Annotated in this window: 11 protein-coding genes and 2 rRNA genes (1 of these 13 cut by a window edge); 5 read left to right on the forward strand and 8 right to left on the reverse strand. The window is 61.3% G+C overall.

Translation table 11 applies throughout. The features are described from left to right. Together CK627_RS04490 and rrf are read left to right on the forward strand one after the other, a co-directional pair. Nucleotides 1-659: ribosomal RNA gene (locus tag CK627_RS04490) — 23S ribosomal RNA — on the forward strand (it extends 2,230 nt beyond the left edge of the window). 83 nt (nt 660-742) lie between these two features. Further along, nucleotides 743-857 (forward strand): 5S ribosomal RNA (rrf, locus tag CK627_RS04495). A gap of 79 nt (nt 858-936) precedes the next feature. Here the strand turns inward: rrf and CK627_RS04500 are convergent. Next, a complete protein-coding gene (locus CK627_RS04500; RefSeq protein WP_095591767.1) occupies nt 937-3,516 on the reverse strand; it encodes a bifunctional acetate--CoA ligase family protein/GNAT family N-acetyltransferase in 2,580 nt (859 codons plus the stop codon). A gap of 72 nt (nt 3,517-3,588) precedes the next feature. Next, nucleotides 3,589-3,780, reverse strand: a complete 192-nt coding sequence (locus CK627_RS04505) for a hypothetical protein (protein WP_005307455.1) — start codon at nt 3,778-3,780, stop codon at nt 3,589-3,591. A gap of 171 nt (nt 3,781-3,951) precedes the next feature. Between CK627_RS04505 and CK627_RS04510 the strand changes: the two genes are divergently transcribed. Beyond that, nucleotides 3,952-4,824 carry a transporter substrate-binding domain-containing protein gene (locus CK627_RS04510; protein ID WP_095591768.1) on the forward strand — a complete coding sequence of 291 codons (873 nt, stop codon included), beginning with the start codon at nt 3,952-3,954 and terminating at the stop codon, nt 4,822-4,824. On the opposite strand, the gene ilvY is transcribed toward CK627_RS04510, so the two are convergent. Beyond that, nucleotides 4,813-5,706 carry an HTH-type transcriptional activator IlvY gene (ilvY, locus tag CK627_RS04515; protein ID WP_095591769.1) on the reverse strand — a complete coding sequence of 298 codons (894 nt, stop codon included), beginning with the start codon at nt 5,704-5,706 and terminating at the stop codon, nt 4,813-4,815. The two genes, CK627_RS04510 and ilvY, sit on opposite strands and share 12 nt — an antisense overlap. A 202-nt stretch (nt 5,707-5,908) precedes the next feature. On the opposite strand from ilvY, the gene ilvC reads away from it, so the two are divergent. Further along, complete coding sequence (ilvC, locus tag CK627_RS04520; RefSeq protein ID WP_019840082.1) at nt 5,909-7,390, forward strand: ketol-acid reductoisomerase; 1,482 nt, start codon at nt 5,909-5,911, stop codon at nt 7,388-7,390. Nucleotides 7,391-7,546: 156 nt separating this feature from the next. Here the strand turns inward: ilvC and pgi are convergent, their stop codons facing one another. Beyond that, entirely contained in the window at nt 7,547-9,196 is a 1,650-nt protein-coding gene (pgi, locus tag CK627_RS04525; RefSeq protein WP_095591770.1) for a glucose-6-phosphate isomerase, read from the reverse strand. Between the two features lie 431 nt (nt 9,197-9,627). On the opposite strand from pgi, the gene CK627_RS04535 reads away from it, so the two are divergent. After that, nucleotides 9,628-9,816 (forward strand): holin, encoded by a 189-nt coding sequence (locus CK627_RS04535; RefSeq protein ID WP_005307469.1) that lies wholly within the window; start codon nt 9,628-9,630, stop codon nt 9,814-9,816. A 139-nt stretch (nt 9,817-9,955) separates the two neighbouring features. On the opposite strand, the gene CK627_RS04540 is transcribed toward CK627_RS04535, so the two are convergent. From CK627_RS04540 to coaBC, 4 genes are all read right to left on the reverse strand, one after another. Further along, a complete protein-coding gene (locus tag CK627_RS04540) occupies nt 9,956-10,792 on the reverse strand; it encodes a mechanosensitive ion channel domain-containing protein (RefSeq protein WP_095591771.1) in 837 nt (278 codons plus the stop codon). 186 nt (nt 10,793-10,978) lie between these two features. Further along, nucleotides 10,979-11,575 (reverse strand): nucleoid occlusion factor SlmA, encoded by a 597-nt coding sequence (slmA, locus tag CK627_RS04545; RefSeq protein ID WP_005307475.1) that lies wholly within the window; start codon nt 11,573-11,575, stop codon nt 10,979-10,981. A 68-nt stretch (nt 11,576-11,643) separates the two neighbouring features. Next, a complete protein-coding gene (gene dut / locus CK627_RS04550) occupies nt 11,644-12,102 on the reverse strand; it encodes a dUTP diphosphatase (protein ID WP_005307478.1) in 459 nt (152 codons plus the stop codon). Nucleotides 12,103-12,142: 40 nt separating this feature from the next. Then, the gene (gene coaBC / locus CK627_RS04555; protein WP_095591772.1) at nt 12,143-13,345 is read right to left on the reverse strand and encodes a bifunctional phosphopantothenoylcysteine decarboxylase/phosphopantothenate--cysteine ligase CoaBC; all 1,203 of its coding nucleotides are present in this window, start codon (nt 13,343-13,345) and stop codon (nt 12,143-12,145) included. Between the last annotated feature and the right edge of the window lie 94 nt (nt 13,346-13,439).

Below are 13,439 nucleotides of genomic sequence, written 5' to 3' on the forward strand. Positions count from 1 at the left end.
GACTGGGGCGGTCTCCTCCCAAAGAGTAACGGAGGAGCACGAAGGTTGGCTAATCCTGGTCGGACATCAGGAGGTTAGTGCAATGGCATAAGCCAGCTTAACTGCGAGACGGACAGGTCGAGCAGGTACGAAAGTAGGTCATAGTGATCCGGTGGTTCTGAATGGAAGGGCCATCGCTCAACGGATAAAAGGTACTCCGGGGATAACAGGCTGATACCGCCCAAGAGTTCATATCGACGGCGGTGTTTGGCACCTCGATGTCGGCTCATCACATCCTGGGGCTGAAGTCGGTCCCAAGGGTATGGCTGTTCGCCATTTAAAGTGGTACGCGAGCTGGGTTCAGAACGTCGTGAGACAGTTCGGTCCCTATCTGCCGTGGGCGTTGGATGATTGAAGGGAGTTGCTCCTAGTACGAGAGGACCGGAGTGAACGAACCTCTGGTGTTCGGGTTGTCACGCCAGTGGCACTGCCCGGTAGCTAAGTTCGGAATCGATAACCGCTGAAAGCATCTAAGCGGGAAGCGAGCCCTGAGATGAGTCATCCCTGACCCCTTGAGGGTCCTAAAGGGCCGTTGGAGACCACAACGTTGATAGGTGGGGTGTGTAAGCGCGGCGACGTGTTGAGCTAACCCATACTAATTACCCGTGAGGCTTAACCATACAACACCCAAGAAGTGTTCGAAGGCTTGTAGCAGATACCGAGAACGAATAACTAAATCAGCTTTTTCAGATTGAAGATTTTGCCTGGCGGCAATAGCGCAGTGGAACCACCTGACCCCATGCCGAACTCAGAAGTGAAACGCTGTAGCGCCGATGGTAGTGTGGCATTCGCCATGCGAGAGTAGGACACTGCCAGGCACCCAATTGAAGAAGCCCGCTCATCTGAGCGGGCTTTTTTATTGCCTGAGATTCAGTCATTTCAGCACGCTTTCCCGTGCTATTCCCTCTCTATTCGCTCCGCACAGGGCAGCTCCATGTTGACTACCCCATCTTCCAGCTGGATATCGATCTTGAAACCAAGCCGTTTGGCCAGGTTGATCATGCCGCGGTTGCTGGGCATGGTCATGCCCGACAGCTGGCCAATGCCGCGCTCCCTGGCATAGCGCACAATCTTCTCCATCATCAGTTTGCCAAGCCCCAACCCCTTCAGATCGGACCGTACCAGAATGGCAAACTCGGCGTCGCTCAGATCCGGCGTCGAAATGGCGCGAACTACCCCTAAAATCTGATCTTTTCGTTCCCCATCCTGTCCCACGGCGACAAAGGCCATCTCCCGGTCGTAATCGATCTGGGTCATGCGGGCCAGCTCCTCGTGCCCTAGCTCCCCCACATCGGCGAAGAAGCGCTTGTACCTGTCTTCATCCGATACCTTGAGGACAAATTGCTTGTGGGCAGGTTCATCCTCCGGCCGGATAGGGCGCAGCAGCACATGGCTCTGATCCTTGAGCCAGGCCCCCTCTTCCAGTTCGGTGGGATAGGGACGGATAGCCAGCCTGCAGCTGCCCTCTTCATGGGGTTGCAGGGTCAGGCTGGCGTCCAGCACCACCATCTCGGCGCCGAAGGCCTGCAGCGGGTGCAGATCCAGCTGCTGGATCTCGGGGAAGGCGAGCAGCAGCTCCGACAGTTGGCACAGCACCTGGCCGAGGGCATCGATATCGAGCCGCTCCGGACTGGCTTGTTCGCGGATCTTGCGACTCTTGAGCGCCCCTATGATCTGGTAGCGTGCCAGCGCCTGGTTGAGTGGCGGCAGGGCCGCCATCATCTCCTGCGGCTCGGCCCCTGATTCACCGAGCAGGATGACAGGGCCGAACACCGGGTCTTGTTGCAGCCGGATCCGCAGCTCCAGGCCGCCGCTGCGCCGCGCCATTCGCTGTACCAGCAGGCCTTCGATGCGGGCACCGGGGTCGTGCTGCCTGACTCGATCCAGAATGGCGTCCGCAGCCTGGGCGACTTCGGCCGAGGTGCGCAGGTTGAGCATGACGCCGTGTACGGCCGACTTGTGGAGTATGTCTGGCGAGCGCAGCTTGACCGCGACCGGATAGCCGATCTGCTCCGCGGTCAGGGTGGCCTCGATGGCATCGGAGACGATCCAGGTCGGCAGGGTGGAGAGCCCAGCGGCTTGCAGAATGGGGTGTGCCAGATGGGTGTCGAGGGTGAGCTGTTTACGTTCCAGCGCCTGCCGGATAAGCAGTTGGCACTGGTCGACGTCAAGCCTGTCACCCTGCAGCGATGCGGGGGTTTCCATCAGTTGCTTCTGGTTACGGCGGTACTCCACCATGTGCATGAAGGCAGCGACCGCGCTCTCCGGAGTGCGGTAGGTGGGGAATCCTGCCTCGCTGAACAGCCTGCGCCCCTCCTGGGCCGAATATTCCCCCGCCCAGTTGGTCAGGATATTGAAGCGTCTGGCCCTGGGATGCAGTTTGACGTAGTCAATGAGGCTGCGGGCCAAGGCCGCGCCGCGGGCGGTGAGTGAAGGGGCATGGATGAGCAGGATGGCGTCAGCCTCCTCCCCTTGCAGCAGGTCGTCGAGTGCCTGCTGATAGTCGTGGATGTCGGCATCGCTGCCGATGTCGCGGGGTGGCATCGCCAGCTTGCCGCCACGCTCCAGCAACTTGTCGATCGCCATGTTGGCCAGGCCACGGCCGTTGGAGATGATAGCGAGCCGCTCCCCCTTGAGGGTCAGGGAGTGACTCAGGGTCTCGACGGCGGCAAACAGTTCGTGGGTATCCCGTACCCGCAGCATGCCGGCGCGACGGATGGCGGCGTCATAGACGTTGTCGAGCCCGTTGTCCGGTTCATGGCGGCCGCTCTTGAGCACCAGGATGGGCTTGTTGCGCGCGGCGGCACGGGCGGCCGAGAGAAAATGGCGGGCATCCTGCAGCTTGTCCATGTAGAGCAGGATGGCGCGGGTCACGCTGTCGCGGGAGAGCTGATCCAGCAGCTGACCGAAGTTGATGTCGCAGTGATCGCCAAGGGAGATGAAGGCCGAGAAGCCGAGTTCATGCTGTTTGGCCCAATCCAGAATGGTGGTGCTGACGGCGGCCGACTGGGAGAGAAAGGCGACCTGACCGGGCTTGGCGGCAATCGGTGAGAAGCTGGCATTGATACCCTGACCCGGCAACAACATCCCCATGCTGTTGGGGCCGAGCAGGCGGATGTCGTATTGCCGGCTCAGTCGCTGCAGTTGTTCGCGCTCAGGTGGGGTGAAATCGGCCGCCAGTATGATGGCGGCACCCACTCCCCGCTTGCCGAGCGCCTCGATGAGGGTCAGTACCCGTTCCCGCCGGGTACAGACGATGGCGAGGTCCGGGGCAAGGGGGAGGCTGTCGATGTCGGGATAGGTCAGCACGCCGGCAATGGCCTTGCTATGCGGGCTGACCGGCAGGATGGGGCCCTTGAACTGGCCGGCGAGCAGGTGCCTTATGACCACGTGACCGGCCTTCTGCGGGTCGGTCGAGGCGCCGATGACGGCGATTGACTGGGGTTTGAAGAGCCGATCCAGGCCGCTTGGTTTCATGGGCACTCCCGTGGGTGGCGGATGGTGCCAGTGTAATATGCATCCAGCGCCGGTTCTGTGACCGGCTGCGGATCACTGCTTGGTGAGGGCGTTGGCGCGGAGGTAAAACCTCAGTTCACCCTGGATCTGGCGTACCGCTGCCAGGTGGTGTTCCTGCAGATAGATGTCCTGTTCCTGATCCAGCAAGGTTGAGGGTACCCCCAGGCTTTGCAGGTACTCGTCGAACAGCAGCGAGCTGTTGATTTCGATCAGATTGGACATCATGGCGGGACTCCCTCTTCCACTCAGGTTGAACGTTCAGTCTAGTCTCTGATCTGCCCCTTGCCGTAGCTACTGTCATATTTGACATCGAGTCGCTCACATATCCGTGCAGCCATGCGCCCGGCGGTAGAGGAGGAGAGGTTATAGTGAGGAAGTGACAAGGGGAGGAGTGCAATGATCAGGAGCTGGCTGTGGTGCGTCATTCTGCTGGCTGGCAGCGTGCAGGCGGCCGAGACCCCCATCAGGGCCTGGAATCTGCTGCTTGATCACCCCAATCCCGCCGTGGCTGGTCTGTTGCGACTCTCCCTCGATCTGACCGTGCCCGAATACGGTCCCTATCGGTTGATTGCCAGCCCGCCGATGGAGCAGGGTCGGGCGGTCAAGGAGTTGCAGGGGGGCGAACTGGTGCAGGTCGGGGTGTTTGCGCCCGATGAGGAGCGCGAGCGCACCCTGCTGGCCATCCATGTTCCGTTGGCGAAAGGGTTGCTGGGCTGGCGGGTGTGCCTCGTTCGGCAGGGGGACGAGGGGCGGTTCGCCAACATACGATCGCTGACCGACTGGCGGCAGGCAGGGTTTCGCATCGGTCAGCACAGATCCTGGCCTGATACCCGTTTGCTCAAGGAGAACGGCCTCGACGTGGTGGTGGGTGGTCTCTATGAGGCCCTGTTCAACATGCTGCACAAACGGCGCTTCGACTGCTTCCTGCGCTCGGTCATCGAGATCGAGGATGAGCTCACACAGCATCCGGATCTGGCCATCGAACCCCACCTGGTGTTTCGCTATCCGCTGGCGCTGCTGTTTTTCGTCTCGCCCAGGTATCCGGAGCTGGCCAAGCGCATCGAGCTGGGTCTGCAGCGAGCCCGCCAGTCCGGTGACTATGAGCGGATATTCGAGGCGGGTTTTGGCAGCACCATCCGGCGGCTGCAGCTCGAGCGGCGGGTGATGCTGGAGCTGAGTAATCCGGATTTGCCGACCGGCAGCCGCGCCATGATGCAGGATCCCTCGCTCATCTATGCACCAGTGTTGCCCGCCTTGTCAGCGCAGTGATCCCTGTCCCCGCGCCGTATCCCAGAAGGCGCGGATCAGCGGCTCTTCCAGCCGCTTCTTGAGTACGGCGATGCCGACGTCGAACGGCTTTAGCGCCGGCTTGGGCTCGACGATGCGTACCTTGTCACCCATGGGGCTGTGGTCGATCACTGCCGCCGGCACCAGTCCCACGCCGAAGCCGAGCGCCACCATGGCGACAATCCCCTCGTTGCCCGCCACCTCCGCATAGATGTTGGGGGCGATCCCCTTGTTACGCAGCCATTGATCGCAGCGTTTGCGGGCCAGCCCCTGCTCCGAGAGGATCAGCGGCAGCCGCTCCCAGTCTGGCTCTCCCTGGGAGAACCACTGGTTCTGCTGCGGTGCGGTGCGAGGAGCGATGAACACCAGCGGTACCTGCTGCAGGCTGGCAAACTCCAGCTTGGATGAGAGGGCATCGGGGCGGGCGGCGATGGCGAGATCGGCCTCGTCGGCCAGGATCTTGTCCACCGCCAGCGCCGGGTCGCCGGTCTCCAGCTTGATCTCCAGCTGGGGATAGCGACGGCGGAAGCGCTCCAGCACCTCGGGCAGCAGGAAGTAGCTGGCGGTGACCGAGCAGAACACCCGCAGTCGGCCCTGCAGCGGTTCGTCGCTACGCTTGAGCTCCTGCTTGAGCTGGCGCCACTCCTGCAGCAGCTCTCCACCAAACTCGCGCAGCTTCTCGCCCGCCACAGTGAGTCGTACCGAACGGTTATCCCGCTCGAACAGCACGCAGCCGGTCTCCTGCTCCAGCCGCTGGATGGCGCGGCTGAGAGTAGAGGGACTGACCGCCATGGCGTCGGCGCTCTTGCCGAAGTGGAGGGAGTCGGCGAGGTGGAGAAACAGCTCGAGATTGCGAAGGTCCATCTTTCAGCTCCTGGCGCTGGATGTCTGCCCGATATCCAGCGGTGGGTGGTTCGCTCCCGTCATGTGATCATGAAGGGTTAACGTTTCAATTATTGCAACGTACTGTTTCGAATATATCAGTTCAGGCAATAAGTGTCCCGCGCTATAGTGGTTTCGACAACGCCGCCATCCGGCATGGAATCAATCGAACGGAGCAATCACCATGGCTAACTATTTCAACACCTTGAACCTGCGTCAGCAGTTGGCCCAGCTGGGCAAGTGTCGTTTCATGCAGCGCGAAGAGTTCGCGGACGGCTGCAACGTGCTGAAGGGCAAGAAGGTGGTGATTGTGGGCTGTGGTGCCCAGGGTCTGAACCAGGGCCTGAACATGCGCGACTCCGGGCTGGATATCTCCTACGCACTGCGCAAGGCCGCCATCACCGAGAAGCGTGCCTCCTGGCAGAAGGCCACCGACAACGGCTTCGCGGTTGGCACCTATGAAGAGCTGATCCCGACCGCTGATCTGGTGCTGAACCTGACCCCGGACAAGCAGCACTCCGACGTCGTCAAAACCGTGATGCCGCTGATGAAGCAGGGCGCCGCGCTGGGCTACTCCCACGGCTTCAACGTGGTGGAAGAGGGTCAGCAGATCCGCTCTGACATCACGGTCGTGATGGTGGCGCCGAAGTGCCCGGGTACCGAAGTGCGTGAAGAGTACAAGCGCGGCTTCGGTGTGCCGACCCTGATCGCCGTTCACCCGGAGAACGATCCCAAGGGTGAAGGCATGGCCATCGCCAAGGCGTGGGCCTCCGCCACCGGCGGCGACCGTGCCGGGGTGCTGGAGTCCTCCTTCGTGGCGGAAGTGAAATCCGACCTGATGGGCGAGCAGACCATCCTCTGCGGCATGCTGCAGGCAGGTTCCCTGCTCTGCTACGACAAGCTGGTTGCCGAAGGCACAGACCCGGCCTATGCCGGCAAGTTGATCCAGTTCGGTTGGGAGACCATCACCGAAGCCCTGAAACAGGGTGGTATCAGCCTGATGATGGACCGTCTGTCCAACCCGGCCAAGCTGCGCGCCTTCGAGCTCTCCGAGCAGCTCAAGACCCTGATGCGCCCGCTGTTCGAGAAGCACATGGACGACATCATCGCCGGTGAGTTCTCCCGCGGCATGATGGCCGACTGGGCCGAAGACGACGCCAAGCTGTTCGGCTGGCGCGAAGAGACCGGCAAGTCCGCCTTCGAAAACGCCCCGGCCTTTGCAGGCAAGATTGCCGAGCAGGAGTACTTCGACAATGGCGTGGTAATGGTGGCCATGGTCAAGGCGGGTGTCGAGCTGGCGTTCGAGACCATGGTGGCCTCCGGCATCTACGAGGAGTCTGCCTACTACGAATCCCTGCATGAGCTGCCGCTGATCGCCAACACCGTTGCCCGCAAGCGTCTGTACGAGATGAACGTGGTCATCTCCGACACCGCCGAGTACGGCAACTACCTGTTCGCCAACGCCGCGGTGCCCTTGCTGCGCGAGCACTTCATGCCGACCCTGAAAGCGGGCGACCTGGGTGCCAGCAAGGCGGAAGGGCAGAGCGTCGACAACCTGGCGCTGCTGGCGGCCAACGAGGCGACCCGCAACCACCCCATCGAAGCGATCGGCCAGGTACTGCGCGGTTATATGAAGGACATGAAACGCATCGCCGTTGGCGGTTAAGCCGGCATCGGGCTGGATGATGAAGGGGCGGGGATGACGATCCCCGTCGCCGGTCGGACTGGACACCCGATTGGCCAGCCAGCAAAACCAGCCCGACAGCCATAAAAAAACCCCGCTCATCGAGCGGGGCTTTTGCATTCAGAAAGGCCGGCTAAATCAGGCTTTCCACGCTTTCCAGGTGTTGATCAGACCGTTGGTGGAGCAGTCGTGGCTGGTAACAGCCTCGGCAGTGTTGAGCTCCGGCAGGATCTTGTTGGCCAGCTGTTTGCCCAGCTCCACGCCCCACTGGTCGAAGCTGAAGATGTTCCAGATTGCGCCCTGTACGAAGATCTTGTGCTCGTACATGGCAATCAAAGAGCCAAGCGTTTTCGGGGTCAGGCTCTTGAACAGGATGGAGTTGGTCGGGCGGTTGCCTTCGAACACCTTGAACGGCACCAGATCCTTGACCTGCTCCAGGGTCTTGCCAGCCGCCAGGAACTCGGCTTCGACCTGCTCCTTGCTCTTGCCGAAGGCCAGCGCCTCGGTCTGGGCGAAGAAGTTGGCCAGCAATTTCGGGTGGTGGTCGCCGATCGGGTTGTGGCTGATGGCCGGTGCCAGGAAGTCACAGGGGATCAGCTTGGTGCCCTGGTGGATCAGCTGGTAGAAGGCGTGCTGGCCGTTGGTGCCCGGCTCACCCCAGATGATGGGGCCGGTCTGGTAGTCAACCGGCTTGCCGTTGCGATCCACGTACTTGCCGTTGGACTCCATGTTGCCCTGCTGGAAGTAGGCCGGGAAACGGTGCATGTACTGATCGTACGGCAGAATGGCTTCGGACTCGGCACCATGGAAGTTGTTGTACCACAGGCCGATCAGCGCCAGCAGCACCGGCACGTTCTGCTCATAGGAGGCAGTGGCGAAGTGCATGTCCATCTCGAAGGCGCCTTGCAGCAGGGCCTCAAAGTTCTCGAAACCGACGGAGAGGGCGATAGGCATGCCGATGGCAGACCAGGAGGAGTAGCGGCCGCCAACCCAGTCCCAGAACTCGAACATGTTGTTGGTGTCGATACCGAACTCGGCCACGGCCTTGCCGTTGGTGGAGAGCGCAGCGAAGTGCTTGGCAACGTGGGCCTTGTCACCGGCGATCTTGATGAACCAGTCGCGGGCGGTCAGGGCGTTGGTCATGGTCTCCTGAGTGGTGAAGGTCTTGGAGGCCACCAGGAACAGGGTGGTTTCCGCATCAATCTCTTTGAGAGTCTCGGCAATGTGGGTGCCATCGACGTTGGAGACGAAGTGCATCTGCAGGTGGTTTTTGTAGGGACGCAGTGCCTCGGTGATCATCACAGGGCCCAGATCAGAGCCACCGATACCGATGTTGACCACGTGCTGGATCGCCTTGCCGGTGTAGCCTTTCCATTCGCCGCTGATGATCTTCTCGCAGAAGCCCTTCATCTTGGCCAGCACGGCGTTTACTTCCGGCATCACGTCCTTGCCGTCGCTCTCGATGGGGCGGTCGGAGCGGTTGCGCAGGGCCACGTGCAGTACCGAGCGGCCTTCGGTCATGTTGATCTTGTCGCCATTGAACATGGCGTCGATCGCGCTGCGAAGATCGGTCTCTTTGGCTAGATCAACCAGCAACTTGAGGGTTTCTTCGGTGATCAGGTTCTTCGAGTAGTCGACCAGGATGTCGCCACCGAAGGTGAGGGAGAATTTGTCGAAACGCTGGGGATCCTGGGCGAACAGATCCTTGAGCCGGGTCTCTTTGTTCGCTGCAAAGTGGGCTTCCAGTGCCTGCCAGGCCTGGGTCTGGGTTGGATTGATGTTTTTCATAGGATTATCAGTCTTCCAAGTTGTGTATGAACCTTGCAGGCAAGGCTCCCGCCAAACCTTATTATTCGAGCACTATACCGGGCCCATTATACCGAGCCCATGGTGCGGCCCGTGTAACAGAGCTTTACCAATTGTCTGCCATCGACCGAGTTTACAACCAAAACGCTGCGATTATGAGTCACTCATGGCAGCCGGATCTTGCGTTTGCGCATACTTGGTCGGGCTTGCTGCCGTTGAAAGGGCTTTCAGGGCGGGGGCATGCTGCGAGTGGGGTGGCAACCTGGCATGGCAGCCAAAAGAGTATTCGATAGACGCCTTTTCGCTCATTTCATGAGCAGGCGCAAATTGTCGGCGGCCCAAGATGGCTAGCATGGGTGTCGCATGGACGAGATCTCCCAGGGATGGCTACTGTCTGGAATGAGGAGATCGCTATGAAAGCTGTGTTGTCCCTGTTTGCCCTTAGCCTGATCGCCACCGGCCTCATCGGCCTGTTGACCCTGGTGCTGACCAGTGCGGCCCCTACCTTGCCGCTGCGGGTACTGGCGGTGATCGGTGCCGTGCTGGGGGGATATGTGCTGGTGCAACCGCTGCTCAACCGGGTGGCACGTCGGCTGGTGTAAGCCGACGCCACCGGAATGCTGAAAACAAAGTCCGGCCCATTGTGGCCGGCTTTTTTTATGGTCGTGTTCACCCCTGCCGAGGCCAGAGACGACAATGCCAGCCCGAAGGCTGGCATTGTGGGTGGCTGCAAAACCGCGTTTACGCCTGCGGCTTTTGCATGTGCATGACCATCTGCGGGAAGGGGATCTCGATGCCTTCGGCATCGAAGGTGAGCTTCACCTTCTCATGGAAGTCGAACCAGACTCCCCAGTAGTCGCCGGTCTTGACCCAGGGGCGCACGACTATGTTGACCGAGGAGTCGGCCAGCGCGGCGACGGCGATGTTGGCTGCCGGCTCCTTGAGGATGCGCGGCTCTTCGTTCACCAGCCGCTCCAGGATCTGCTTGGCCTTGCGGAGATCCGAGCCGTAGCCGATACCGAAGGTCATGTCGACGCGGCGGGTATCCATGCGCGAGTAGTTGACGATAGTGCCGTTGAGGATGGCGGAGTTGGGCACCACCACCATCTTGTTGTCACCTGAGGTGAGGGTGGTGGTGAACAGCTGAACGGATTGCACCACGCCATTGGTGCCTGCCACCTCGATGAACTCGCCTGCCTTGATGGGGCGGAAGATGATCAGCAGGAAGCCGGCGGCGAAGTTGGAGAGCGAGCCCTGCAGCGCCAGACCGATGGCCAGACCGGCGGCACCGATAATGGCGACGAAGGAGGCGGTCTGCACCCCGACCCGGCCCAGCGCGGCGATCACCACGAATACCAGGATGGCGTACTTGAGGATGCTGCCGACGAAGTGGGTGACAGTGGTGTCCAGCTTGCGGGACTGCATCACCTTGACCACGGCGCCGCTGATGAGGTTGGCGGCGATGTAGCCGACCAGCAGGGTGAGCAGGGCGGCCGCGATGTTGACGGCATACTCGATCAGCAGGCCCTGGTTGTTGACCAGCCAGGTCTGCGCTTCGGTAATGATTTCGGGTTCCATAGGGTGTCCTGTCAGGCGATAAAAGGTTTATGGCGCATGAATCTAACATTGGCATGCGACAGTCCGGGTCGCATCTGGTGCTCACCGCCTCTTTTGTGCCACAAAAAACAAGGGAGGCCAAGGCCTCCCTCTTTACTGCAACCCGTCTGGAGCGGCGTGGCCGCTACTTATCGCAAATTGAGCTTGTCAGCTCTGCAGCAGCTGGCTGCGGATAAACTGCCACTGATCTTCAAAGCCGGCGGTGGGTTTGATTTTGAACTCGGAGCGGACGAACTGGCTGATGCGCCCTTCGGTGTAGGCCAGCAGCAGGTTGGCCAGCATGGTTTCGTCGAGCTGGAAGCCCTGGCCTTCGCGCAGCCGTTTCTCCCGCAGCACCTGCTTGATCTGGGTCTCAAGCTTGTCGAACAGGATGCTGATGCGATCCCGCAGCCGGTCGTGCTCGCCCAGCAGGGCGTCGCCGTTGAGGATGCGGGTGATACCGGGATTGCGCTCGGCGAACACCAGCAGCAGCTGCAGTATGTGGTGGCAGCGGCTCATGGTGTCCTTCTCTTCGGCCATGATCAGGTTGACCCGTGACAGCAGGGAATCTTCGATAAAGTCGATCAGCCCCTCGAACATCCGCGCCTTGCTGGGAAAATGTCGATAGAGGGCTGCCTCGGAGACCCCCACCTCGGCCGCCAGACGGGCCGTGGTGATGCGCTGGCCTGGGCTGGTCTCCAGCATGTGGGCGAGCGCCTGCAGGATCTGATCGCGCCGACTCTGTTTCTGATTACTGCTTGCCATGGATTCCCCTAAAAAAACAATGGCCTGATTCTGTTATTAGGCACCGCCGCTCGGGCCGGTGTGGTCTGTTATTGGCGACCAGAAGAACCAAAACCGCCTTCACCCCGTTCGCTCTGATTGAACTCATCGACCAGTTGGAAGCTGGCCTGAACCACCGGCATGATCACCAGCTGGGCGATGCGCTCGCCGGGCTGCATGGTGAACGCCTCTTTGCCGCGGTTCCATACCGAGACCATCAGCTGGCCCTGGTAGTCGGAATCGATGAGGCCGACCAGGTTGCCCAGCACGATGCCGTGCTTATGGCCGAGGCCGGAGCGGGGCAGGATGGTAGCGCACAGGCCCGGATCCTGGATGTGGATGGCCAGCCCGGTCGGTACCAGGGTGGTATCACCCGGGGCCAGCGTCAGCGGGGCATCCAGCAGGGCGCGCAGATCCATGCCAGCGGAGCCCGGTGTGGCGTAGGCAGGCAGCGGATAGTCGGTGCCGATGCGGGCATCCAGAATCTTCAGTTCAATTTGTGTTGTCATAAATCGTTTTTATTGGAGTGGAGGTGGTCGATTGACTGGCTCAGCGCCGGTAATGGCGTGCAATCAGGGCAATCAGGTGACGAGCCAGCGTCAGCTTATCGGCCAGGGGCAGAGGGGCTTGACCCCCTTGCCAGAACACGGTGAGGGCGTTGTCATCGGCATTGAAGCCCTGGCCCGCACGGGATACGTCGTTGGCGGCGATCATGTCCAGCCGCTTACGCTGCAGTTTGTCGAGGGCGTATTGTTCCACATCCACGGTTTCTGCGGCAAATCCGACGGTGAAGGGTTTGTCTGACAAGGCCCCTACGGCGGCGATGATGTCAGGGTTTTTGACCAGGGTCAGCTGCATCTGGTCGTTGTCGCCGGTCTTCTTGATCTTCTGCTCGGCCACCTGGGCGGGGCGATAATCGGCGACGGCGGCGCAGCCGATGAAGAGGTCGCTCTCGCCGACCCGGCTCATGACCGCCTGGTGCATCTGCTCGGCGCTCTCGACGTCGACGCGGGTGACGCCGGCCGGGGTGGCCAGTGCCACCGGGCCGCTCACCAGTGTCACCTCGGCACCCGCTTCACGGGCGGCGCGGGCGATGGCATAGCCCATCTTGCCTGAGCTGTGGTTGCTGATGTAGCGCACCGGATCGAGTGCTTCACGGGTCGGCCCGGCAGTCAGCAGCAGCCTGACGCCGGCCAGCAGCGGCTCGACGGCGAGCTGCTGGCAGCAGCGTTCAACCAGTTCGAGGGGATCCAGCATCCGGCCCGGGCCCACGTCACCGCACGCCTGGCTGCCGGAATCTGGCCCCCACAGCAGAATGCCGCGACTGGCGAGGGTCTTGAGGTTGGCCTGAGTGGCGGCGTTGAGATACATCTGCTGGTTCATGGCCGGCGCCAGCGCCACCGGTGCCGGGGTGGCCAGGCAGAGGGTGGTGAGCAGCTCGTCGGCCATGCCAGCGGCCATGCGGGCCATCAGATTGGCGCTGGCGGGGGCGATCAGCACCAGATCGGCCCACTTGGCCAGCTCGATGTGGCCCATGCCCGCCTCGGCGGCCGGATCCAGCAGACTGTCGGCCACCGGGTGACCGGAGACGGCCTGCAGGGTTAGCGGGGTGATGAACTCCTTGGCGGAGCGGGTCATCACCACCCGTACCTCGGCGCCCTGATCTTTCAGGCGGCGTACCAGCTCGGCACTCTTGTAGGCGGCGATCCCGCCACTGACACCCAACAGGATGCGTTTATCGGCCAATCTCATCTGCTGTTTCTCTTCCGGCTCACTCTGACTGGTCGGCTAAGATACCACAGGCAGCAGTCGACGACAGAGGCTGACATGGGGGTCTTGTGGCCGG

The sequence above is a fragment of the Aeromonas dhakensis genome, from assembly GCF_002285935.1.
Lineage (GTDB): Bacteria > Pseudomonadota > Gammaproteobacteria > Enterobacterales > Aeromonadaceae > Aeromonas > Aeromonas dhakensis.

Coding starts and splice junctions, on each gene's coding strand:
- CK627_RS04500 (WP_095591767.1), bottom strand. CDS start 3,516: ATGAAACCAAGCGGCCTGGATCGGCTCTTCAAACCCCAGTCAATCGCC.
- CK627_RS04505 (WP_005307455.1), bottom strand. CDS start 3,780: ATGATGTCCAATCTGATCGAAATCAACAGCTCGCTGCTGTTCGACGAG.
- CK627_RS04510 (WP_095591768.1), top strand. CDS start 3,952: ATGATCAGGAGCTGGCTGTGGTGCGTCATTCTGCTGGCTGGCAGCGTG.
- ilvY (WP_095591769.1), bottom strand. CDS start 5,706: ATGGACCTTCGCAATCTCGAGCTGTTTCTCCACCTCGCCGACTCCCTC.
- ilvC (WP_019840082.1), top strand. CDS start 5,909: ATGGCTAACTATTTCAACACCTTGAACCTGCGTCAGCAGTTGGCCCAG.
- pgi (WP_095591770.1), bottom strand. CDS start 9,196: ATGAAAAACATCAATCCAACCCAGACCCAGGCCTGGCAGGCACTGGAA.
- CK627_RS04535 (WP_005307469.1), top strand. CDS start 9,628: ATGAAAGCTGTGTTGTCCCTGTTTGCCCTTAGCCTGATCGCCACCGGC.
- CK627_RS04540 (WP_095591771.1), bottom strand. CDS start 10,792: ATGGAACCCGAAATCATTACCGAAGCGCAGACCTGGCTGGTCAACAAC.
- slmA (WP_005307475.1), bottom strand. CDS start 11,575: ATGGCAAGCAGTAATCAGAAACAGAGTCGGCGCGATCAGATCCTGCAG.
- dut (WP_005307478.1), bottom strand. CDS start 12,102: ATGACAACACAAATTGAACTGAAGATTCTGGATGCCCGCATCGGCACC.
- coaBC (WP_095591772.1), bottom strand. CDS start 13,345: ATGAGATTGGCCGATAAACGCATCCTGTTGGGTGTCAGTGGCGGGATC.